The sequence below is a fragment of the Streptomyces sp. NPDC056738 genome, from assembly GCF_042790435.1.
GTDB lineage: Bacteria > Actinomycetota > Actinomycetes > Streptomycetales > Streptomycetaceae > Streptomyces.
This window is the reverse complement of the sequence record NZ_JBHTZF010000004.1, coordinates 451998-473529: the sequence shown is the minus strand read 5'-3', so window position 1 is coordinate 473529 and position 21532 is coordinate 451998. Positions and strand designations below refer to the sequence as shown.

General features: G+C 72.8%; 18 protein-coding genes. 7 read left to right on the top strand and 11 right to left on the bottom strand.

Features of this window, described 5'->3' with window-relative positions; genetic code table 11:
- Window positions 1–224 precede the first annotated feature (224 nt).
- Window positions 225–968 (top strand): SLATT domain-containing protein, encoded by a 744-nt coding sequence (locus ACFRIC_RS13195; protein ID WP_382783815.1) that lies wholly within the window; start codon window positions 225–227, stop codon window positions 966–968.
- 119 nt (window positions 969–1087) lie between these two features.
- Here the strand turns inward: ACFRIC_RS13195 and ACFRIC_RS13190 are convergent, their stop codons facing one another.
- Both ACFRIC_RS13190 and ACFRIC_RS13185 read right to left on the bottom strand, forming a co-directional pair.
- Window positions 1088–2620 (bottom strand): substrate-binding domain-containing protein, encoded by a 1533-nt coding sequence (locus ACFRIC_RS13190; protein WP_382783812.1) that lies wholly within the window; start codon window positions 2618–2620, stop codon window positions 1088–1090.
- Between the two features lie 243 nt (window positions 2621–2863).
- The gene (locus tag ACFRIC_RS13185) at window positions 2864–4918 is read right to left on the bottom strand and encodes a protein kinase (protein ID WP_382783809.1); all 2055 of its coding nucleotides are present in this window, start codon (window positions 4916–4918) and stop codon (window positions 2864–2866) included.
- A gap of 279 nt (window positions 4919–5197) precedes the next feature.
- On the opposite strand from ACFRIC_RS13185, the gene ACFRIC_RS13180 reads away from it, so the two are divergent.
- From ACFRIC_RS13180 to ACFRIC_RS13170, 3 genes are all read left to right on the top strand, one after another.
- Entirely contained in the window at window positions 5198–6553 is a 1356-nt protein-coding gene (locus tag ACFRIC_RS13180; protein ID WP_382783807.1) for an aspartate aminotransferase family protein, read from the top strand.
- A gap of 248 nt (window positions 6554–6801) precedes the next feature.
- Window positions 6802–7497 (top strand): GntR family transcriptional regulator, encoded by a 696-nt coding sequence (locus ACFRIC_RS13175; protein ID WP_382783804.1) that lies wholly within the window; start codon window positions 6802–6804, stop codon window positions 7495–7497.
- A 204-nt stretch (window positions 7498–7701) separates the two neighbouring features.
- Window positions 7702–8352 (top strand): hypothetical protein, encoded by a 651-nt coding sequence (locus ACFRIC_RS13170; protein WP_382783801.1) that lies wholly within the window; start codon window positions 7702–7704, stop codon window positions 8350–8352.
- A gap of 57 nt (window positions 8353–8409) precedes the next feature.
- Here the strand turns inward: ACFRIC_RS13170 and ACFRIC_RS13165 are convergent, their stop codons facing one another.
- Complete coding sequence (locus tag ACFRIC_RS13165; RefSeq protein WP_382783798.1) at window positions 8410–8700, bottom strand: hypothetical protein; 291 nt, start codon at window positions 8698–8700, stop codon at window positions 8410–8412.
- A gap of 278 nt (window positions 8701–8978) precedes the next feature.
- Window positions 8979–10262, bottom strand: a complete 1284-nt coding sequence (locus ACFRIC_RS13160) for an adenylosuccinate synthase (RefSeq protein WP_382783795.1) — start codon at window positions 10260–10262, stop codon at window positions 8979–8981.
- 196 nt (window positions 10263–10458) lie between these two features.
- Here ACFRIC_RS13160 and ACFRIC_RS13155 point away from each other — a divergent pair, with 196 nt between their 5' ends.
- Window positions 10459–11316, top strand: a complete 858-nt coding sequence (locus tag ACFRIC_RS13155) for a diacylglycerol kinase family protein (protein ID WP_382783791.1) — start codon at window positions 10459–10461, stop codon at window positions 11314–11316.
- Between the two features lie 62 nt (window positions 11317–11378).
- Here ACFRIC_RS13155 and ACFRIC_RS13150 read toward each other — a convergent pair whose 3' ends face one another.
- The gene (locus ACFRIC_RS13150) at window positions 11379–11879 is read right to left on the bottom strand and encodes a GbsR/MarR family transcriptional regulator (protein ID WP_382783788.1); all 501 of its coding nucleotides are present in this window, start codon (window positions 11877–11879) and stop codon (window positions 11379–11381) included.
- Window positions 11880–11981: 102 nt separating this feature from the next.
- Here ACFRIC_RS13150 and ACFRIC_RS13145 point away from each other — a divergent pair, with 102 nt between their 5' ends.
- Window positions 11982–12974 carry an ATP-binding cassette domain-containing protein gene (locus ACFRIC_RS13145; protein WP_382783785.1) on the top strand — a complete coding sequence of 331 codons (993 nt, stop codon included), beginning with the start codon at window positions 11982–11984 and terminating at the stop codon, window positions 12972–12974.
- Complete coding sequence (locus ACFRIC_RS13140) at window positions 12971–14584, top strand: ABC transporter permease (protein ID WP_382783782.1); 1614 nt, start codon at window positions 12971–12973, stop codon at window positions 14582–14584. The genes ACFRIC_RS13145 and ACFRIC_RS13140 overlap by 4 nt, the downstream gene beginning before the upstream one ends.
- Before the next feature lie 127 nt (window positions 14585–14711).
- Here the strand turns inward: ACFRIC_RS13140 and ACFRIC_RS13135 are convergent, their stop codons facing one another.
- From ACFRIC_RS13135 to ACFRIC_RS13110, 6 genes are all read right to left on the bottom strand, one after another.
- Window positions 14712–15932, bottom strand: a complete 1221-nt coding sequence (locus ACFRIC_RS13135) for a cytochrome P450 (RefSeq protein ID WP_382783779.1) — start codon at window positions 15930–15932, stop codon at window positions 14712–14714.
- A 68-nt stretch (window positions 15933–16000) separates the two neighbouring features.
- The gene (locus ACFRIC_RS13130; protein WP_382783776.1) at window positions 16001–16684 is read right to left on the bottom strand and encodes a response regulator; all 684 of its coding nucleotides are present in this window, start codon (window positions 16682–16684) and stop codon (window positions 16001–16003) included.
- Window positions 16681–18042, bottom strand: coding sequence for a sensor histidine kinase (locus ACFRIC_RS13125; protein ID WP_382783772.1), 1362 nt, complete (start codon window positions 18040–18042; stop codon window positions 16681–16683). The genes ACFRIC_RS13130 and ACFRIC_RS13125 overlap by 4 nt, the downstream gene beginning before the upstream one ends.
- A gap of 114 nt (window positions 18043–18156) precedes the next feature.
- The gene (locus ACFRIC_RS13120; RefSeq protein WP_382783769.1) at window positions 18157–19146 is read right to left on the bottom strand and encodes an alpha/beta hydrolase family protein; all 990 of its coding nucleotides are present in this window, start codon (window positions 19144–19146) and stop codon (window positions 18157–18159) included.
- 320 nt (window positions 19147–19466) lie between these two features.
- Window positions 19467–20669 (bottom strand): kynureninase, encoded by a 1203-nt coding sequence (kynU, locus tag ACFRIC_RS13115; protein WP_382783765.1) that lies wholly within the window; start codon window positions 20667–20669, stop codon window positions 19467–19469.
- Window positions 20662–21507: a tryptophan 2,3-dioxygenase family protein gene (locus ACFRIC_RS13110; protein ID WP_382783762.1), complete on the bottom strand. Its 846-nt coding sequence runs from the start codon at window positions 21505–21507 to the stop codon at window positions 20662–20664. Before ACFRIC_RS13110 ends, kynU begins: the two co-directional genes overlap by 8 nt.
- Between the last annotated feature and the right edge of the window lie 25 nt (window positions 21508–21532).

Sequence of the window (21532 nt, the reverse complement as noted above, 5' to 3'; positions counted from 1 at the left end):
CATCGCAGCTCCGCCTATACCTGATCAAGGCCCTCTTCCGGGCGGAAAAGCCGGTAAACCCGGTCCATCGCCACCCATTGGGCGGTAGGAAGGGGGCTGCGCATTTGCACCACGCGTCACACGACGTCACGCACCGCACGCACTTCACGTACGGCCGGTGCCGTCACCGTCGTCACCGACGCCACCGTCGTCCGTCATCACCGTCGTCAACTAGGGAGTGCCGGGTGAGTCAGCCGGAGATGCAGCCGGAGGGGCCGCTCCAGGACGGGCGGAGCGAGGGCGCGGCGGGGCCCCGGCCGGGCGACCTGACCGGTCGGCCGTTCCCGCTCGGCGACTGGGGGGAGCCGGCCGAGCGGCTCCACGAGCTGTACCGCTGGGTGGAGCAGGGGGCGCTCGACACGGCCGCCTGGTATCTCTCCGACCGCGTGTGGAAGCGGCGGGCGGCACGGGTGCTGCGGTCCGGCGCCACGCTGGGAGCCGTCGCCGGGGCCGCGCTGCCGCTGCTCGACCTCGCCGGACCGGTCCGGGGGGCGGCTCCGTGGGGCTATCTGGCGCTGCTGCTCGCGGCCTCCTGCGTCGCCGTCGACCGCTTCTTCGGCGTGACCTCCGGATGGATAAGGGACGTCGCGACCGCGCAGGCCGTGCAGAGGCGGCTTCAGGCGCTGCAGTTCGACTGGGCCTCCGAGAGCGTCCGGGAGGTCCTCGGGCCCGCCGACGGAACGGCCAGCGAGGCCGCCGACCGCTGCATCGGCGTGCTGCGCCGGTTCTCGGAGGACGTCACGGAACTGGTGCGCACCGAGACGGCGGACTGGATGGTGGAGTTCCGTACGGGACCGGCGCCGCTGGGGATCCAGTCCTCGGCGGCGGGAGCGCCCCGCCCCGACGGGCCGCCGTTGAACGGCCGCGCCCCGCTGCCGCCGGGCACCCGCCCGAACATGCCCCGCCAGCGCCCGCCCGAGCCCAGGTAGCCGGGCCGCCGGCGCCCGCACGGGACCCGGCGGCGTCCGGGACGGCCGGGTCCGGCCCCGCCGCGGTACGGCACCGGGCGACGAGCCACGCGCTACGGCACCGGACGGCGAGCCGCCGGTCAGCCGGCTCCGCAGATCCTCAGCCCGACCGGCGTCCCGCAGGGGAGATGGCCGTGGGTGCGGACGACGTCTTGGCCGCTGCCCCGGCTGATGTAGGAGAGGAAGCTGGAGGCGAGCGAGTCGGCGGGCGGCTGTCCGTAGGTGTAGGCGTACTCGATCTCGCGGTACGGGTAGTCCGTGGTGCCGTGCTCCAGGTCCTCGACGGAGGCGGCGTGACCGTCGAGGCTGATCCGGTGCAGGCCCTTGTGGCCGGTGGCGTCGTTGAGTTCGCTGTAGCCGATCGCGCCGGGCAGCCTGGCGACCGTGTCCAGCACCTGCTCGGTGGAGCCGAGTTCGCACCGCACGACCGGTGCCGTCGCGTCGTCCTTGTGGACGCAGTCGAGCGAGGAGTTGGCGATCTCGCCGCGCCCGAGCACCCGGCGCTGGAACACCTGCCGGGTACCGGAGTTGGCGTCCCGGCTGACCAGGAGGACGGGTCGGTCGGGTCCGCCGAGCTGCTTCCAGTTCGTGATCTCGCCGCGGTACAGCCGTCGTACGTCGGTCAGCGACAGGTTCCTGACCGGGATGGCGTCGTCGACGACGAGCGTGAACACCGACACCGCGATCCGGTTCTCCCGCAGGCGCGGGAAGTCGCCGGGTTTGGGGCCGTCGGAGAGCGCGAGGAGGGCCGGGGACCCCTTCTTCGACGCCTGACCCGCCGCGTCGAGTTCGCGCACGCCGGCCGTGCTGCCGTGGGCGTCCACCGTGATCGTGGCGCCCTGGCAGTCGTGCTCGTACTTCTCGGCCAGTTCGCGCGCCACCGGCTCGAAGGCGGTGGAGCCCGTGACGGCCAGCGTGCCCCGCTCGCAGCCGATCGGGGGCGGGGTGTCGTCGCGCAGGACGACGATCACGGCGAGCGTCACGACGCACACCGTCAGCAGGACGGTGATCAGCCGCGCGGCCCGGCTGAACAGCGGCGGCTTGTCGTCCGGTGTCGTACTGCGGTTGGGCCGGACCTCGCCGTCCCGGATGCCGCCGACGATCCGTACCGGACAGCCCACGTCTCCGCCCGACAGCAGGACGAGCAGCTTGAAGTGCTCGCCCCGGTTGAGCGGGACCCGCGGGATGCGCAGCGTGCCGCGCTCGTAGCTGAGACCGGCGGCCGGGGTGAAGTGGTCCATCAGATGGTCGGTGCCGGGCGGCTGGGTCACGGACACACCGCGGATGGTGCGATCGGTGAACACCGCGGTCAGACCGTGCCGTTCACGGCTCGTGTAGTCCTCCGCGCCGATGCTCTGCGAGCCGTCGTTCTCGATCCGCAGCAGCACGAGGGTGGCGTCGGACATGCCGGGTGTCTCGTCGAACAGTCCGAGCCGTACGTTCGCGCGCCCCGAGCGGACACCGTCGCCGATGGGGTTGTCCATCTGGACGCGGTAGCCGACGGTCTTGCGGCGCGGCACCCTTCGCTCGTACCAGACCATCACGGCGGAGGAGACGACACCGATCACGGCGGTCCCGACGGCCACGACGTTCTCTGCGCTCAGCCACTCCACGTGAGCCACTCCCCCGAGCCCTGCCCTGCGGTGCGGTCACCGTACGGCTCTGGCCGGAAACACCCCACATACGGGAAGTGAACTTCAACAGCCCTGACAGGCAAAGGGGTTGGCGCACACGCCGAACCGGCCGAGCGCACACGCCACGCCGAACCGGCCGGGCGCACACGCCGAACCGAGCGGCCGCCCACGGACGGCTCGCGGGACGTCCCGCGAGCCGTCGCCCGCGGGACGGCCAGGGACTCAGCCGCTCCTGGTGTACGTCAGCTCGGCCTCGGCCGCCGAACCGGTCTTCGCCCGCCGCAGCCTGCCGTCCGGCAGCAGCGTGACCTCGGAGGCCGCCCCCGGCTTGCAGGACGGCGGGGCACCGACGGTGACCTGGGAGGGACCGATCTCCAGCGGCCCGGCGGTCCCGGGGGCGGCGGCGAGGGCGGCCTGGAAGACACAGTGATAGTTGCTGCCGTCCGCGGTGACCGTCAGCACCGTGTCGCCGACCGCGCCCTGCTGGATGGTCATCCGGCGGGTGTGGTGGCCGCTTTCGTTGTCGATGACCGCGTCCCAGGTGCCGAGGAACGCATCCGGGACGGTGCCCGACTGCGTCGTCTGCGCGCCGGACGACTCGGGGGTGCCGCCGGCCGGGGGCTGCGAGGCGCTCTGCCCCGGTGTCGTCGGCGCGCCGGAGGTGGAGCCGGACGCCTTGGGGTCGTCCTGGCCGCCCCCGCTCCCCCGCCCGTTCAGCAGCGCGAACACGCTGCCGCCCGCGCCGAGCGCGACGACCAGGGCCACCACCACGAGGAGGGCCGTGGAGCGGCCGTTGCGCTGCGCGGGCTCCGGTCCGAGCGGGGCGACACCGGGACCGTACGGAGGGGTCGCGCCGTAGGGAGGGGTCGCTCCGCCGGGACCGTACGGCTGGGCGGCCACACCGGGACCGTAGGGAGGCGTCGAACCGTACGGCGGCTGGACCGAACCCCAGCCGGCCTGCGGATAGCCGTACGCGGGGTGGGCCGGACCCTGGCCGGCGGGCCCCGGGTGCTGCTGCGGATAGCCGTAGGCGGGGTGCGGGCCGGCCGGCGCCGGGGGAGGCGTCGCGCCCGAGCCCCCGATCACCGTCGGGAGATGGTTCACGGGGCCGGGCTGCCCCGGAAGCGGCGGGGTGGCGCTCCCGTCGGCGGGCGCGGGCGCGTGTTCCGGGGAGGCCTCGGAGGACGCGGCGGGTGCCGAGGAGGAGGCCGAGGGCGTCGAGGAGGCGGCGGAGGCCGAGGGAGCGGGCGAGCCGGCGGGCGGCTTGGAGAGATCGGGGGCGGCGACGGGAGCCGGCGGCAGGGCCGGACGGGCGCCGGGCGCCGGAGCGCCGGGCGGGAGCTGCGGCGGTCCCTGGTCCGGGTCCTCCGTGTCCAGCAGCCGCACGGCGTGCCGTCCGAGCTGGGCCACGAGCGAGCCGGGCAGCCAGGGGTCGAGGGTGCGGCCCTCCGCGACGGTGTCCTCCGCGCCCGTGCGCTCCAGGATCTCGTCGAGCCCGGGCCGGGCGGCGGGATCCTTGCGCAGGCAGTCCCGTACGAGGTCGGCGAGCCCCTCGGGCACTCCCGTCAGGTCCGCCTCCTCCTGCGCGATGCGGAACATCATGGCGTGCACACCGCTGTTGGCCGCGCCGAACGGAAGGGCGCCGGTGGCCGCGTACGACAGGACCGAGCCGAGGCAGAAGATGTCGCACGCGGGCGTGACGCGGTCGCCGCGCACCTGCTCGGGAGCCATGAATCCCGGCGAGCCGACGAGCGCCCCGGTGTGGGTCAGGCCGCCGTCCGTCACCGTCTCCAGGGCCCGTGCGATGCCGAAGTCGATGACGCGGGGCCCGTCGATGGTGACGAGGACGTTCGAGGGCTTGAGGTCACGGTGGATCAGGCCCGCGGCGTGGATGTCCTGGAGCGCGTGCGCGAGACCCGCGGCGAGGATGCGCACGGACCGCTCGGGCAGCGCGCCGTGATCGCGTCCGACGACGGCCTGGAGCGAGGGCCCCGCGACATAGCCGGTGGCCACCCAGGGAATCGCGGCATCGGTGTCCGCGTCCAGGACGGGCGCGGTCCACAGCCCGCCGACCCGGCGGGCGGCCTGCACCTCCTGGCGGAAGCGGGCCCGGAACTCCTCCTGTTCGGCGAGTTCGGGCCGGACCAGTTTGACCGCGACGGTACGTCCCCGGTCGGACCGCGCGAGATAGACGTGGCCCATTCCTCCGGCGCCGAGTCGCGCCAGCAGTCGGTACGCCCCGATCTGCTGCGGATCCCCCGCCCCCAGCTTCTCCATGGCAGTGCCCACCCTCCCCCATATGTGTGCAACAGACCGAGGATAGTGCGCCGTGGCCGAAGCCGGGCGGGGCCGTGTCCACGGTTCCGTCACGGCTGGTGCCGTTTTGGTAACGGGGCGCATCGGCGTCCTCGCGCCCTCCGCCGGGAACCGTCCCGTGGGGTCGGCGGACTCCCGTGCCGGGGCCCGGCCAAGCCCGACAGTCTGTCGCGGAAAGCCCCCGACCGCAGACAGGACGCCGATGTCGCGCCCGGTCCGTGGACATTTACGCTTCGCCGCATGACCCCTCAGCCCAACCCCCAGGCCGGCGCCGCCGTGAAGGCCGCGGACCGCGCGCACGTGTTCCACTCCTGGTCCGCGCAGGAGCTCATCGACCCGCTCGCCGTCGCCGGCGCGGAGGGGTCGTACTTCTGGGACTACGAAGGCAAGCGGTATCTGGACTTCACCAGTGGGCTCGTCTTCACCAACATCGGCTACCAGCACCCGAAGGTCGTCGCCGCGATCCAGGAACAGGCCGCGACCCTGTCCACCTTCGCGCCCGCCTTCGCCGTCGAGGCGCGTTCCGAGGCGGCCCGGCTGATCGCCGAGCGGACCCCCGGCGACCTGGACAAGATCTTCTTCACCAACGGCGGCGCGGAGGCCGTCGAGAACGCCACACGGATGGCCCGGCTGCACACCGGCCGTCCCAAGGTGCTCTCCGCCTACCGCTCGTACCACGGCGCCACCTCCACGGCGATCAACCTCACCGGCGACCCGCGGCGCTGGCCGAACGACCTCGGCGCGGCCGGTGTCGTCCACTTCTGGGCGCCGTTCCTGTACCGCAGCCCCTTCCACTCCGACAGCGAGCGGCAGGAGTGCGAGCGCGCGCTCCAGCACCTGGAGGACACGATCGCCTTCGAGGGACCGGGGACCATAGCGGCCCTGATCCTGGAGACGATCCCGGGCACCGCGGGCATCATGACGCCGCCGCCCGGCTACCTCGCCGGTGTGCGCGAGATCTGCGACCGGTACGGGATCGTCTTCATCCTGGACGAGGTCATGGCCGGGTTCGGCCGCACCGGCAAGTGGTTCGCGGCGGACCACTACGAGGTGACGCCGGACCTGATGACCTTCGCCAAGGGCGTGAACTCCGGCTACGTGCCGCTGGGCGGCGTGGCGATCTCCTCCGCCATCGCCGAGACCTTCGCCCGGCGGCCCTACCCGGGCGGGCTGACCTACTCCGGCCACCCGCTGGCCTGCGCCGCCGCGGTCGCGACGATCAACGTCATGGAGGAGGAGGGGATCGTCGGCCAGGCGGCCACGATCGGCGAGACCGTCCTCGGACCGGGGCTGCGCGCGCTGGCCGAGCGGCACCCGAGCGTCGGCGAGGTGCGCGGCACGGGCGTCTTCTGGGCGCTGGAGCTGGTGAAGAACCGGGAGACCCGCGAGCCGCTGGTCCCGTACAACGCCTCGGGCGAGGCGAACGCGCCGATGGCCGCGTTCGGCGCCGCGGCCAAGGCCCGCGGTCTGTGGCCCTTCATCAACATGAACCGCACCCACGTCGTGCCGCCGTGCAACATCACCGAGGCCGAGGCCAAGGAGGGCCTCGCGGCCCTGGACGAGGCGCTGTCGGTGGCGGACGAGCACACGGTGTGAGGCCCTCGAGGCCTTGAGGGTGCCCGCTCCCGGGTGCTCGGGAGTTCGTCTCCCGGGCGCCGGGAGTTCCCCTCCCCGGTGGTCAGGGGTCGTCGCTCCCGGTGGGGGTCGGTCGTGGTGGTTCCTCGTGTCCCTCCGGGGGTGGCGGGGAGTCGGGCGGCCGGCCCCCACGGCGTATGGTGGCCTGCTCGAAGAGATACGCGAGCGGACGCGCACCGACCCACGCGACGGGGAGTGAGATCACCACCATGGCCGGCACCGGCGGCAGTGGCGCCGTAACACGCAGCACCCTGCGGCAGCAGATCGCGGACGCGCTCCGTGACGAGGTGCTCGGCGGGCGCCTGCGGCCCGGCCAGGAGTTCACGGTGAAGGAGATCGCCGAGCAGTACGGCGTGTCCGCCACCCCGGTCCGCGAGGCCCTGGTCGATCTGTCGGCCCAGGGACTCCTGGACGCGGACCAGCATCGCGGCTTCCGCGTCCACGAGTACTCGGGCGCCGACTACCGCGGCATGATCGAGGCGCGCAGCCTGATCACGGAGGGCATGTTCCGCAGCCTCGTGGCGAGCGGCATGCCGCAGGCCGACGACCCCCGCGCGCTCGCCGCCCTCGCGGCCGTCCGGCGCCGCGGCGAGGAGGCCCAGCGCGCGGCGACCGCGGGCGACCTGAACATCCTCATCGGCTACGACCTCCGTTACTGGCGCGAACTCAGCAACCTGTTCGGCAACTCCTATCTCGCCGACTTCCTGCACCGGATGCGGGTCCAGTCGTGGGTCTGCACGGTCCAGCACCTGCGCCACGTCTCCGATCTCAAGGGCCATCTGTGGTCCGGCCACACCGAGCTGGTGGACGCCCTCGCGCGCCGTGACGCCGACGGGGCGCGGGCGATCGTGACGGCGTACAACGAGCACGCGCTGACCCTCATCGAGCGCCTCGACGCCCCCTGAGACGCGGGCCCCGGCCGGATCGTCCCGTTCCCGTGTTTGGGGACACTCCCCGCGGGTGATCGGGAGGATGGGGGCGTGCCCCCTGGAGACGGACAACCCCGGCCGCCCGGCGGCCTACTTGCGCACCGGCCTCTTCACAGGACCGCCACGCGCATTACGCTGCCCTGACCACCCTGCACCCCAAGGAGCAAGAGGAGCCGTCTGTTGGCCTGTGACCTGTGGTTGGTCCCGCTCGTCGACGTGCTGTGCCACACCCCCGACAACCCCTTCGCCGAGGAACTGGCGCTCTACGACAAGGTGCTCGCCGAGGCCGGGCTCCCGCCGGTTCCGGTGTACGCGTACATGCCGGGCCTATCGGGTGACGTGGCCCCGGTCGCCGGCTTCGACTACGACGCGCTGCACTTCCTGCGCCGCGCGTACCTGCTCCAGATGTGCGGGCTCGCGGTGGCGCCGGTCGACGAACTCGGCGGCGACTACGAGCAGTTGCTGGAGATGTTCGAGTCGAACGCCCAGCAGTCCCATCTGGTCTGGCACTACGACCACGCGGGCGCCTACGTCCCGGTGGACTTCCCGCACCCGCTGGCCAACGACGAACTCCTCGCGGGCGGCGGGCCGCTGGGCTCGTCCCAGGTTCTCCTGCGCGAACTCGAGTTCGTGGCCCCCTCGATCGGCATCGACCCGGCGAATCCGCCGGCGCCGCCGCAGCCCCCCAACGCCCCGACGGAGCTGGAGGAGCCCGCCGCTCCGGCCCCCTACGACTCCAGCCCCTTCGCCCGCGAGCGTCACGTCTGGCTGGGCCTGCACGCCGCGGCGACCCGGAGCCTCGCCCAGGGCTCCATGATCGTGTTCAGCTGATCCGTCCGTGCCTGGGTGCGGGGCCCGGTCTCACGGCCCCGCACCCGGTGACGCCCGTCAGCCGAGCTGGGACAGCCCCTTGTGGAGGTCCTCCGGGTTCATGACGGGGGTGAACTCCACGCGGGCACCGAGATGCATGAAGAACGGCTCGGCGATCACCGGCATCTGGCTGCTGTCCTGCATGTCGAAGACCATGTAACAGGTGCGGCTGCCCTCCTGGGCGGTGAAGTAGGCGCATTCCGGCTTCAGCCGGTCCATCGTCTGCCGCATCAGCTCCGGCAGCTTTCCGCTGCTGATGAGTTCGTTGGCCTTGTCCGTGTCCATGGTGGCCTTGAGCATCACGCGCATCGCACTCTCCTTGTCCGTCTGCCGACGCACGCGGAAGCACCAGAACGTGCGCTTTCAGGCTATTCCCCCCGCCTTCTGCGCACTCACCGCGCCGGCCCGGACATCACTCTCTCCAGTGAGGCCCGGTCCGCGCCCCGGCCGGCCCGTCCCGCGCGGCGCGTCGGCGGGACCCGCGGCCCGCAGGCCGCAGCCCGCCGCCAACGGGTGCGCCCCCGGACGTCGTCCGGGGGCGCACGCGTGGAATCAACCGCTCCGGACCAGGGTCCGGACGCTCGGCACTAGATGAACGAGTTGACCTCGATCGTCTCGGTGCGGCCCGGGCCGACACCGATCGCGGAGATCGGCGCGCCCGACATCTCCTCCAGCGCCTTCACGTAGGCCTGCGCGTTCTTCGGGAGGTCACCGAAGGTCTTCGCCTTGGTGATGTCCTCCGACCAGCCGGGCAGGGTCTCGTAGATCGGCTTCGCGTGGTGGAAGTCGGTCTGGGAGTACGGGAGTTCCTCGACACGCTTGCCGTCGATCTCGTACGCCACGCAGACCGGGATCTCCTCCCAGCCGGTCAGGACGTCCAGCTTGGTGAGGAAGAAGTCGGTCAGACCGTTCACGCGGGTCGCGTAGCGGGCGATGACCGCGTCGAACCAGCCGCAGCGCCGGTCACGGCCGGTCGTCACACCGCGCTCGCCGCCGATGCGCCGCAGCGCCTCGCCGTCCGCGTCGAACAGCTCGGTCGGGAACGGACCCGAGCCGACGCGGGTGGTGTACGCCTTGAGGATGCCGATGACCCGGCTGATCTTGGTCGGGCCGACGCCGGCGCCCGTGCAGGCGCCGCCCGCGGTCGGGTTCGACGAGGTCACGAACGGATACGTGCCGTGGTCGATGTCCAGGAGCGTGCCCTGGCCGCCCTCGAAGAGCACGACCTTGTCCTGCTCCAGCGCCTGGTTGAGGATCAGGACGGTGTCCGCGACGTACGGCTTGAGCCGGTCCGCGTAGCTCAGCAGCTCCTCGACGACCTGGCTCGCCTCGATGGCGCGGCGGTTGTAGAGCTTGGTGAGGAGCTGGTTCTTGACCTCCAGCGCCGCTTCGACCTTCTGGGTGAGGATCGACTCGTCGTAGAGGTCCTGGATGCGGATGCCCACGCGGTTGATCTTGTCCGCGTACGTCGGACCGATGCCGCGTCCGGTGGTGCCGATCTTCCGCTTTCCGAGGAAGCGTTCCGTCACCTTGTCGACAGTGACGTTGTAAGGCGTGATGATGTGAGCGTTTCCGCTGATCAGCAGCTTGGAGGTGTCGACGCCGCGCTCGTTCAGTCCGTTCAGCTCGGAGAACAGGACGGACGGGTCGACGACGACTCCGTTGCCGATCACCGGAGTGCACTCCGGCGTGAGGATTCCGGAAGGGAGGAGGTGGAGGGCGTACTTCTGATCGCCCACGACTACCGTATGGCCGGCGTTGTTACCGCCCTGGTAGCGCACCACATAGTCCACGGATCCACCGAGCAGATCGGTGGCCTTTCCCTTGCCTTCGTCACCCCACTGAGCACCGAGCAGCACAAGTGCGGGCACAGGCGTACACCCCTTCCGGGCGGGGCATGTCCAAGGTCGGGGACGTACGTGGCCGTGGCTACGGCTGCGCACACCGGCGACCACCATTGGCCGCGACCGTCGGACCGGATGCCCCGGAATAGACGAAGCCCCTGGCGCAAAGGCGCAAGGGGCTCTTGCAGAAAGATGCTACCCGAGGAAGCGAGGCAGGACCGAGGTGGCGGCTTCCGACCAGCTCCTGGTGGTCATCGACCCGGTCGCCCGACGAACCGACGGCGAGTCCGTCCGGATCGCGAAAGACGTGCTCAGCGCGGGTGCGGCGACGAAGGTGTGCCTCCCCGAGGGGCCCGAGGAATTCGCTCGGGCGCTGATCCGACGGGGCGCGCGCCGACCCGTCGTCATCGGTGACGACGGCGCCCTGCTGCGGGCGGTGTCCCTGTTGCACCGGCGGCGGGAACTCGCCGGTTGCGCGCTGTCCTTGGTGCCCGTGGGCGGCGCGCTGTCGCTGTCCCGTTCGCTCGGGGTGCCCATGGGTGCCGTGGCGGCGGCCAGGGCGGTCCTCGACGGGGCCGAACGGCGGCTCGACCTGCTCGTGGACGACAGCGACGGCGTGGTGCTCGGCGCGCTGCGCATCCCCTCGCTGCCTTCCCCGCACCCGGCTCCGGTGCCCGCCGGAGCACCCGGGGAGGAGGCGGGCGGGCATCCGTGGCTGCGTACGTGCCAGTCCCTCGTACGGACCTTCGCCTCCCGGCCGTCCCGGCTCGCCTCCGCGCCCGGGGCGGGGCCCTCCCGGCTGCGGATCGAGGTCGACGGGGTGTGCGTGGTGGACCTGGACCAGCCCGTGGAAGCCGTGTCCGTGACGCCGGGGGGCTCGGGGACCGGGGCCGAGATCGAGGTGCGCGCGGTGTCCGTGGGGGCCGGATCCTCGCCGCTGCGGCTGCTGGGCCACAAGGTCACCGTCTCCGGCGCCGACTTCCGCTACGGCGCGGACTCCGTGGTGAGCGGCCCGGTCCGCACCCGGACCTGGACGGTACGGGAGTCGGCCTGGGGCCTGACCCTCCCGTCGGCACCCTGAACGGCCGACAGGAGACGGACCCTGCACCGCCCGGCGTGCGGGCCGTCCGTCTGCGGCCGGCGTCAGGCGTCCGTGCCGAACAGGGTCTCGCGGTGGGCGCGCCAGCGTTCCATCATCGCGGCGATCTCACCGTCGACGAACTCGAAGAACGCGAGGGTCTCGGAGAGCCGCCGCCCGGCCGGGGTAGCGGCGCCGAGGGAGTCGACACCGGCGCGCAGGGCCAGTTCCCAGCGCTTGAGCACCGCGTCGCGGTTGGTCAGCGCCTCGTACCACTGGTTGCTGTGCACGCGGTACCGCTCGCGCCGCGAGCCGGGTTCGCGCTCGCGCGAGACCATGTGCTGCTGCGCGAGGTAGCGCACCGCCCCGGACACGGCGGCGGGGCTGACCCGGAGCTGTTCGCCGAGTTCGGCGGAGGTCATGGCGCCGGAGTCGGAGGCCAGCAGCGCGGCGAAGACGCGGGCGGGCATCCGCTGCATCCCGGCCTCGACGAGCTGGGCCGCGAAGCCCTCGACGAACTGTGAGACCGCCTCCGGGTCCCGCTCGGCCGCCCTCGGTTCCGCCATCTCCCGATCATCTCCCCTGCTCACGCTTCGCGGTCGAGTGTATCCAGGATTTATACGTTTCCTTAACTTCACAAATTTCTGAAGGAAGCGTACGTTCGGGCCATGACGAAGGCAATCAGCGTCGCCGGACTGCACAAGTCGTTCGGGAAGACGCACGCGCTGGACGGCCTGGACCTGGAGGTCGAGGCCGGCGAGGTGCACGGCTTCCTCGGCCCCAACGGCTCCGGGAAGTCCACCACCATCCGGGTCCTGCTCGGCCTGCTGCGCGCCGACTCCGGCACGGCGCGCATGCTGGACATGGACCCCTGGGCGGACGCGGTCGAACTGCACCGCCGGGTCGCCTACGTCCCCGGCGACGTCACCCTGTGGCGCAACCTCTCCGGCGGCGAGGTCATCGACCTCTACGGACGGCTGCACGGCGGGGGCCGTTCCCGGCGCGGCGGACCGGGCGGCGGACGCAGCGGCGGCCTCGACCCGGCACGGCGCGCCGAACTGATCGAGCGCTTCGAACTCGACCCCACCAAGAAGGGGCGCACCTACTCGAAGGGCAACCGTCAGAAGGTCGCCCTCGTCGCCGCCTTCGCCTCGGACGTCGACGTGCTCATCCTGGACGAGCCGACCTCGGGCCTGGACCCGCTGATGGAAGAGGTCTTCCAGAAGTGTGTCCGGGAGGAACGCGACCGCGGCCGCACGATCCTGCTGTCCTCGCACATCCTGAGCGAGGTCGAGGAACTCTGCGACCGCGTCAGCATCATCCGCGCGGGCCGGACCGTGGAGAGCGGCTCCCTCACGGACCTGCGCCACCTCACCCGTACCAGCGTCACCGCCGAACTCGCCGGCCCGCCGAACGGACTGGCGGACCTGCCCGGAGTCCACGAACTCGACGTCCAGGACGCCGGGGTCAGGCCCGACGGATCCGGCCACCGGGTCCGGTTCCAGGCGGACGGCGACCGGCTGGACGCCGTCCTGCGCTCACTGGCCGACTCCGGCGTCCGGTCCCTGACCTCGACCCCGCCGACCCTGGAGGAGCTGTTCCTGCGGCACTACCAGGACGACGTGCGGCCGGACGGATCCGAAGGCGCGGTGGCCCGATGACCGCCACGACCGCGGGCACCTTCGCCGCACGCGTCGGCGGCTCCCGCCCTCTGGCCGGCACCGGGACCCTGCTGCGCTTCGCGCTGCGCCGCGACCGCGTGACGATGCCGCTGTGGATCGGCGTGAACGCGCTGATGGTGCTGTCCCTGCCGGCCTCGCTGAAGAGCGTCTACAGCACCCCGGCCGAACGCGCGGGCCTGGCACGGCAGATGCTCGCCGACAACTCCCTGCGCGCCACCTACGGCCCGGTGTTCGGCGACTCGCTCGGCGGCCTCACCGCCTGGCGCATCGGCGTCTACGCCGGAATCCTCGCCGCCGTCATGAGCCTGATCATCGTCGTCCGGCACACCCGGGACGAGGAGGAGAGCGGGCGCCAGGAACTCGTCTCCGCCGCGATGGTCGGGCGCCGGGCCCCGCTGACCGCCGCCCTGCTCGCGGCGCTCGTCGCCGACGGGGTCCTCGCCCTCCTCGTCACGGTCGGCCTCGCCGGACAGGGCGCCGCCGGGGCCCTGGCGCTGGGGCTCGCGATCGGCGCGACCGGGATGGTCTTCGCGACCATGGCCGCGATCGTCGCCCAGCTCACGCAGAGCGGGCGGCTCGCCAAGGGACTGACGGGCGGGCTGATCGGCGCCGCCTTCGTCCTCAGGGCGGCGGGCGACTCCGCGAGCGACGACGGCTCGTCGGCGCTGACCTGGATCTCACCGCTGGGCTGGCTGGAGAACGTCCGCGCCTTCGCGGACGAACGCTGGTGGGTCCTGGCGCTGTTCGCCGCCGCCGTCGCCGCGCAGGGCGCCGCGGCCTACGCCCTCGCCGGGCGGCGCGACCTGGGCATGAGCTTCCTGCCCACCCGGCCGGGCCCGGCGACCGGCCGTCTCGGCACGGCCGGGGCGCTGGCCTGGCGGTTGCAGCGCGGCGCCGTGCTCGGCTGGAGCCTCGGCTTCCTCGCGGCGGGCGCCGCGTTCGGCGGCATCACGAAGGGGGCCGCGGACCTGGTCGGCGGCAACGCCAAGACCCGCGAGATCATCGAGCGGATGGGCGGGCAGGCCGGGATCACCGACGCGTTCCTCGCCGCCATGGTGAACATGCTGGGCATGGTCGCCGCCCTCTACATCGTCGCCTCGGTGCTGCGGCTGCACGGCGAGGAGACCTCCCAGCGCGCCGAACCGCTGCTCGCCGCCGCCGTCGGCCGGCTGCGCTGGGCCGGCGGGCACCTGGTCCTCGCCTTCGGCGGCGCGGTCCTCGTCATGCTGCTCGGCGGACTCGGTCTCGCCCTCGGCTACGGCGCCGAGACCGGCGCGATCCTCGGCGCCTGTCTGGTCCAGGTCCCGGCGATCTGGACCCTGGGCGGCCTCGCCGTCCTGCTGTACGGCGTCTCGCCCCGGGTCGCCCCCGGCGCCTGGGCCGTGGCGGGCCTCGCCCTCGTGCTCGGCTGGATCGGCCCCGCCCTGAAGATCCCGCAGGCCGTCATGGACCTCTCGCCCTTCGGCCACCTGCCGAAGCTGCCGGGCGGCACGATGACCTGGACACCGGTCCTCGTCCTCACCGCGATCGCGGCGGCCCTCACGGCGACGGGCCTGGCCTGCCTGCGCCGCCGCGATCTGGCCACCTGAGGCGCCCGGCGGCGCGACCCGACGCGACGGAACGAGGGGGCGCGCCGCCCGGAGGGAACGGCGAGCGGTCGCGCCCGCCGGGCGGTACGGCGAGCGGTCACGTCGCGGGGCGCGGCGGCGACGGAGGTCAGACCTCCACCGGCAGGCTCTCCAGTCCGCGGATCACGAGGCCCGGCTTGCGGACCGGCTCCCCGGCGAGCCGGAGACCGGGCGCCTTCGTCAGGAGCGCGCCCATGGACGCGGCCAGCTCGATGCGGGCCAGCGGGGCGCCGATGCAGTAGTGGATGCCCGCGCTGAAGGAGATGTGCGGGTTCTCCGCCCGGGTCAGATCCAGCGTCTGCGGGTTCTCGAACACCGCGCCGTCCCGGTTCGCGGAACCGAAGAGCATCGCGATCTCCGCACCCCGCGGCACCGTCGTCCCGTCGATCTCGATGTCGTCCAGCACCCAGCGCTCGAACAACTGGAGCGGGGTGTCGTACCGCATCAGCTCCTCCACCGCCGTGGGGATCAGGCTGTGGTCGGCCCGCAGCCCCGCGAGCTGCTCCGGATGCCGGAACAGGGTCCACCAGCCGGTCACGGTGGCGTTGACCGTCGCCTCGTGCCCCGCGTTCAGCAGCAGCACGCAGGTCGAGATCATCTCCTGCTCGGTGAGCCGGTCGCCCTCGTCGTGGACCGCGATGAGCCCCGAGATCAGATCGTCGCCGGGCTCCTTGCGGCGGGCCTCGATCAGCCCGCGCAGATACTCGGTGAACTCGACCGACGCCCGTACCGCCCTGCGCGCCGTCTCCTCCGACGGATTCAGCTCGTACATCCCGCAGATGTCCGCCGACCAGGGCCGCAGCGGCGCCCGTTCGGACTCCGGGACCCCCAGCATCTCGGCGATCACCGACACCGGCAGGGGCTCGGCCACGTCGGCCAGCAGGTCCCTGCCGCCGGCCTCCACCAGCCGGTCGACCAGCTCGCCCGCCAGCCCCTCCACGTACGGCTTCAGCCGCTCGACCGTGCGGGGCGTGAACGCCTTCGACACCAGCCGCCGGATCCGCGTGTGGTCCGGCGGCTCCAGGTCGAGCATCCCGTGGTCGTTGAGCACGTGGAACGGCTCGTGCTCCGGCGGCGGCGCCGTCCGCCCGAAGTCCTCGTGCGTGAAGCGGTGCTGATAGGTCCGGCCCAGCCGGCGGTCCCGCAGCAGTGCCGACACGTCCGCGTGGTGCGGCACCAGCCACTGGTTCGTCGGCTCGTAGTAGTGCACCCGGCCCCGCGCGCGCAGTTCCTCGTACGCCGGGTACGGGTCCGCCACGAACGCCGGATCCCAGGGGTCGAAGGCCCGCGTACTCTCCAAAGCTGCCATGAACGGACGCTAGCCCGGCCCACCCCCCGCTGACCAGGGCCGACCCGGACCGCGGGCGCCGGACGCCGTCATCTGGGGGTGACCAGCCGCGCCTCGTACGCGAACACCGCCGCCTGCGTGCGGTCCCGCAGCCCCAGCTTCACCAGGATGCGGCTCACATGGGTCTTGATCGTCGACTCCGCGACGACGAGCCGCTCGGCGATCTCCGCGTTCGAGAGCCCCTGCGCGATCAGGACCAGCACCTCCGTCTCCCGGTCGGTCAGATCCCCGTACGAGCCGTGCGCCGTCGCCGGCAGCCTCGGCTCCTCCGCGAGCTTGGAGAACTCCGTGATCAGCCGCCGGGTGACCGAGGGGGCGAGCAGCGCCTCCCCGGCCGACACCACCCTCACCCCGTCGGCGAGCTGGCGGGCCGAGGCGTCCTTGAGCAGGAAGCCGGAGGCCCCCGCGCGCAGCGCCTGGTACACGTACTCGTCGAGGTCGAACGTCGTCAGGACCAGCACCTTCGCGGCGCCGTCCGCGGCGACGATCTCCCGGGTCGCGTCGATGCCGTTCATCTCCGGCATGCGGATGTCCATCAGCACGACGTCCGGCCGCAGTTCGCGGACCCGCTCGACCGCCTCCCGGCCGTTGACCGCCTCGCCGACCACCTCGATGTCCGGCATCGCGCCCAGCAGCACGGAGAAGCCCTCGCGGACCATCATCTGGTCGTCGGCGATCAGCACGCGGATCGCCCGACCCGTACCGTCCGTCATCCGTTCTGCTCCCCCGACGGCACCGGCAGGAACACCGCCACCTCGTACCCTCCGTCGTCCGTGACGCACGTCGTCATCTCGCCGTCCAGCATGGTGACCCGCTCGCGCATGCCCGTGATGCCGTGCCCCGCGCCGTGCGTGGACTTCTCCAGGGTGGTCACCGGCGCGGGGCCGTTGACTATGCGCAGGCCGAGCCCGCCGAGCACGTAGCCGATCTCGACACGGGCGGAGGCGCCCGGCGCGTGCCGCAGGGTGTTGCTGAGGGCCTCCTGGACGATCCGGTACGCCGACAGCTCGACGCCCTGGGGAAGTTCGCGCACCGCGCCGGTGACCGCCTTCTCCACCGTCAGACCCGCCTCCCGCACATTGGCCAGGAGCCCGTCCAGGTCGGCGAGGGTGGGCTGCGGCGCGTCCGGCGCCTCGTAGTCCTCGGCCCTGACCACGCCCAGGACCCGGCGCAGCTCGGTCAGCGCCGCCACCGCGTTCTCCCGGATCGTGACGAACGCCTGCTCCAGCTCCGGGGGCGGGTTCTCCACCCGGTAGGGCGCCGCCTCCGCCTGGATGGCGACCACCGACATGTGGTGGGCCACCACGTCGTGCAGCTCGCGGGCGATCGTCGTGCGCTCCTCGAGCAGCGTGCGCCGGGAACGCTCGTGTGCCGTCTCCGACTGGTGCGCCGTGACCTCCTGAGCGGCCTCCCTGCGGATGTTCCTGACCGTGACGATCAGGAGGATCAGCGCGGAGACGAACAGGAGCGGGAAGGAGTTCGCGCTGTAGTAGCCCCCGCCGAAGAAGGTCTCGGCCGCCAGGCTGTACGCGGCGGTCAGCAGCCACATCCAGACCGCGACGCGAGGACGCGACCGCAGGGCGACGACCGTCAGCACGATGACGTGGGCCATGAAGCTGCCGGGCGCCCAGGGCCAGTCGCCCCACGAGCCGTCGAACACGGAGACGACCGGGACCGCGGCGAGCGAGAGCCAGAAGGCGCCGATCGGACGGACGAGCGTCGCCAGGACCGGGAGCAGGGCGAGGAGCCCGCACAGCAGGGACGCGAACGGTCCGCTGCCGGGGCCGCCGGCGGCGGTGGACCCCGCGGCCATGGCCAGCAGGCCCGCCGCGGCCACCACCGCGTGCGGGGTCCAGGCGGCGTACCTGCGCAGGCCCGGAGACAGGCGACGGGTGATGGGGCCGTCGGTGCGCATGCGGGGCAGCGGGCGGTAGGCGAAGGCGTCGTGGAACATGTCCTGCCGCAGGCCGCGCAGGGCGTCCGCCGCGAGGCGGTACTCCGGGCTGTGCTGCCTGCCCCCGGCGCCGCCGGGGGGCGGGGACGTCGTCTGCGTGTGGGTCGTCTCGGTCACGTTCAGAACGGTAGGCCGGACGGGGGCCGCGGTCGTCACCTGCGAGGAGGGTCCTTCCGGGTCCGTCTCAGGTACTACGGGCGGCCCCGTCCGTCATCCCCGCTCCTGAGCGCGCTACCAGGCCAGTTGCGCGATCTCCTCGGCCACCACGGCGCAGGCGTCGGCGGCCGGGTCGATCAGGGGGAAGTGGCCGACGTCCTCCAGCAGCGTCAGCCCCACCACCTCGCCGGCCTTGGCCGCCGCGTCCGCGTACGACTCGGCCACCGCCTGCGGGACGACGATGTCGGTGCGGCCCTGGACGAGCGTGGTGGCGATGCCGGTGGGGAGCAGGCGCACGGGGTCGGCGTAGGGCAGGCGTTCCGCGAACGTGGCCTGTCCTCCGAGGAGTTGGCGGGAGGCCCCGCCGCACACGTCGAGTTTCTCCGCGACCTCGAAGTCGGCGATCGGGGCGAGGGCGACGACGCCGCGCAGCGGTGCGGGGCGGTCGGTGTGCCAGGGCGCGTCGGCGGGCAGGAGGTGGCGGGCCGCGGCCCACAGGGCCAGGTGACCGCCCGCCGAGTGACCGGTGATCACGATGCGCCGGGCGTCGGCCTGGGGAAGCGCCGCGCGGACGAGGGCGGGCAGCGCGTCGAGCGCGGCCGCCACGTCGTCGAAGGTGTCGGGCCAGCGGCCGGCGACCGGGGCGCCGGCCGCGGTGTCATCCGTCCCGGAGGAGCCGGCGTCGTCCCGTCCGGGGTCGGCGGGGCCGCTCTGCGCGGGGATCGCGGGCCCGGCACCGGCGGGTGAGGGCGCCTCTCCCCGGCGGTACTCGACGTTCGCCACGGCGAATCCGCGGCGCGTCAGGAAGTCGGCGAACGGGGTGATGTGGCGGCGGTCGTAGGGGGCACGCCAGGCGCCGCCGTGCAGCACGACCACGACAGGGGTGAGGACCTCCGGGTCGGGGTCGCGGGGGGCGTAGAAGTCGATCACCTGGTCGGGGTGGTCGCCGTACGCCAGGGTGACGTCCGGGTCCACCGGCGGGTGCGAGAAGGCCGACGCCTCTTCGGCGGCGTCGCGCGCGATCGCGGCGTCGTCGCCGTCCCGGGGTGCGGCGTCGTCCTGCATGCTCCAACCTCTCAGCGGTGAAACGGATTTGGCGGGCGGGGGAACAATTCGGCCGTTCGCGGGGACGGTATCAGGCCGGTGACGTGGGTCGACAGCGGGCTGTCACTCTCGGTCATCGGGGGAACGGTTCTCCTGTTCGCCCTGTCCCGGGTGGGCAGTCGCCCGGCGTACGGGCAGGGGCGGAGGGGATTTCGCCCCCTCCGCCCCTGCCCGTCCCGTACCCGGGGCTCCGCCCCGGACCCCGCTCCTCGAACGCCGGAGGGGCTGAAATTCTCGCCACGGGGCTGAAATCTGCCCGGCGGCCGGGCCTCGCGGCCGATTCAGCCCAACGTCTCCGCCAGGATCCTCGCCGCTCGTTCCGCGTCCGTGAAGCCGACGTACAGGGGGGTGAAGCCGAAGCGGAGGATGTCCGGGTGGCGGAAGTCGCCGACCACTCCGTTGTCGATCAGCCGCTTCATCACCGCGCCCGCGTCCGCGCAGCGCAGGGCCACCTGGCTGCCCCGTTCCGCGTGCGCGGCGGGGGTCACGGACTCGACCCGGCCCTCGGGGACGTACGCCGCGACGCACTCCAGGAAGAAGTCGGTCAGGGCGAGCGACTTGGCGCGGACGCTGTCGATCGAGACCCCGTCCCACACCTCCAGCGCCGCTTCCAGGGCCAGCATCGAGAGGATGTCCGGCGTGCCGACCCGCCCGCGCAGCGCGCCCGGCGCGGGCTCGTAGGACGAACTCATCGCGAAGGGCTCGGCGTGCGAGTTCCAGCCCGGCAGCGGGGAGTCGAACCGGTCCTGGAGGTCCGCGCGCACGTACAGGTACGCGGGCGAACCGGGGCCGCCGTTCAGGTACTTGTAGGTGCAGCCGACCGCGAGGTCCACCCCGTGCTCGTCGAGACCGACCGGCAGGGCACCCGCGGTGTGGCACAGGTCCCAGACGGCGAGCGCGCCCGCCGCGTGGATCGCGGCGGTGAGGGAGGGCAGGTCGTAGCACCGGCCGGTGCGGTAGTCGACGTGGTTGAGCAGCACGGCCGCCGTGCGCGGGCCGAGCGCCGAGGGCACCTCGTCCGGGTCGACCGGGCGCAGCTCACAGCCCGTCATCCGGGCCGCCGACGCCGCGATGTACCCGTCGGTCGGGAACGTGGTCGCGTCGACGAGGATCTCGTCGCGCCCCTCGCCCGCCAGCCGTACGGCGCCCACCAGGGCCTTGAAGACGTTCACGCTGGTCGAGTCGCCGACCACGATCTGGCCCGGCGCCGCGCCGACCAGCGGGGCGATGCGGTCGCCGATCCGCTCCGGCGCGGTCCACCAGCCGCTCTCCTCCCAGGAGCGGATGCGCAGTTCGCCCCACTGCCTGCGCACGACGTCCTCGACCCGGCCGGGCACCTCGGCCGGCAGCGCGCCGAGCGAGTTCCCGTCCAGGTACACCACGTCGTCGAGCACGAACCGCTTGCGCAGTCCGGCGAGTTCGTCGGCCGCGTCCAGCTCGGCCGCCCGCGCGGCGAGCGCGGACAGATGGGCTCGCTCAGACATAGGACCTCGCCGTCCACAGCTCGGGGAACACGTTCTTCTGCGCGCGCTTCTCCAGCCAGGCCACTCCGGCGGAGCCGCCGGTGCCGGTCTTCGAGCCCATCGCCCGCCGGGTCGCGACGAGGTGGTCGTTGCGCCAGCGCCACACCAGCTCGGCGACATCGGTCAGCGCCTCGCCCAGGCGGGCGAGCTCGTCGCTGTCGTCACCGGCGTACAGGGCCGTCCACACGGCCTGCACCTCGGGCACGGGCTCGTAGCGGAGCGACACGTCACGCTCCAGCACCGAGGCCGGGATCGCGTGGCCGCGCCGCGCGAGGAGCCGCAGCACCTCGTCGTACAGGCTCGGCTCGTGCAGCGCCTTCTCCAGCTCGGCGTACACCCGCGGCGCGCCCCGGTGCGGGACGAGCATCGAAGCGGACTTCTCGCCGAGCAGGAACTCCATGCGCCGGTACATCGCCGACTGGAAGCCGGACCCCTCGCCGAGGGCCGAGCGGTAGGAGTTGAACTGCGCGGGCGTGAGCTGTCCGAGCGGCCGCCAGGACGCGTTGAGCGCCTCCAGCTCCCGCACGGACCGCTTCAGCGCGGCCACCGCGACGGGGACGTCGTCCGCGCGCAGCGCCTTGGCCGCCGTCTCCCACTCGTGGACGATGACCGTGAACCACAGCTCCATGACCTGGGTCGTCACCAGGAAGACCATCTCTCCGGGGTCGTCGGAGAGGGTGTGCTGGAGGTGGGTGAGCACGTCCGCCTGTACGTAGTCCTCGTACGGCGTCGTGCCCTGGAAGTCGAGATGCGGGGTCTCGGGCTCCTGAGCCTGCGTGGGCTGAGCCTGGTGGGACATCGCTGTCTCCTGATTGTGCTCCGGG

Excerpts from the sequence above, each read along its gene's own strand:
- ACFRIC_RS13185 (WP_382783809.1), bottom strand. The coding sequence starts at position 4,918 with ATGGAGAAGCTGGGGGCGGGGGATCCGCAGCAGATCGGGGCGTACCGA.
- ACFRIC_RS13180 (WP_382783807.1), top strand. The coding sequence starts at position 5,198 with ATGACCCCTCAGCCCAACCCCCAGGCCGGCGCCGCCGTGAAGGCCGCG.
- ACFRIC_RS13175 (WP_382783804.1), top strand. The coding sequence starts at position 6,802 with ATGGCCGGCACCGGCGGCAGTGGCGCCGTAACACGCAGCACCCTGCGG.
- ACFRIC_RS13165 (WP_382783798.1), bottom strand. The coding sequence starts at position 8,700 with ATGCGCGTGATGCTCAAGGCCACCATGGACACGGACAAGGCCAACGAA.
- ACFRIC_RS13150 (WP_382783788.1), bottom strand. The coding sequence starts at position 11,879 with ATGGCGGAACCGAGGGCGGCCGAGCGGGACCCGGAGGCGGTCTCACAG.
- ACFRIC_RS13145 (WP_382783785.1), top strand. The coding sequence starts at position 11,982 with ATGACGAAGGCAATCAGCGTCGCCGGACTGCACAAGTCGTTCGGGAAG.
- ACFRIC_RS13140 (WP_382783782.1), top strand. The coding sequence starts at position 12,971 with ATGACCGCCACGACCGCGGGCACCTTCGCCGCACGCGTCGGCGGCTCC.
- ACFRIC_RS13135 (WP_382783779.1), bottom strand. The coding sequence starts at position 15,932 with ATGGCAGCTTTGGAGAGTACGCGGGCCTTCGACCCCTGGGATCCGGCG.
- ACFRIC_RS13130 (WP_382783776.1), bottom strand. The coding sequence starts at position 16,684 with ATGACGGACGGTACGGGTCGGGCGATCCGCGTGCTGATCGCCGACGAC.
- ACFRIC_RS13120 (WP_382783769.1), bottom strand. The coding sequence starts at position 19,146 with ATGCAGGACGACGCCGCACCCCGGGACGGCGACGACGCCGCGATCGCG.
- kynU (WP_382783765.1), bottom strand. The coding sequence starts at position 20,669 with ATGTCTGAGCGAGCCCATCTGTCCGCGCTCGCCGCGCGGGCGGCCGAG.
- ACFRIC_RS13110 (WP_382783762.1), bottom strand. The coding sequence starts at position 21,507 with ATGTCCCACCAGGCTCAGCCCACGCAGGCTCAGGAGCCCGAGACCCCG.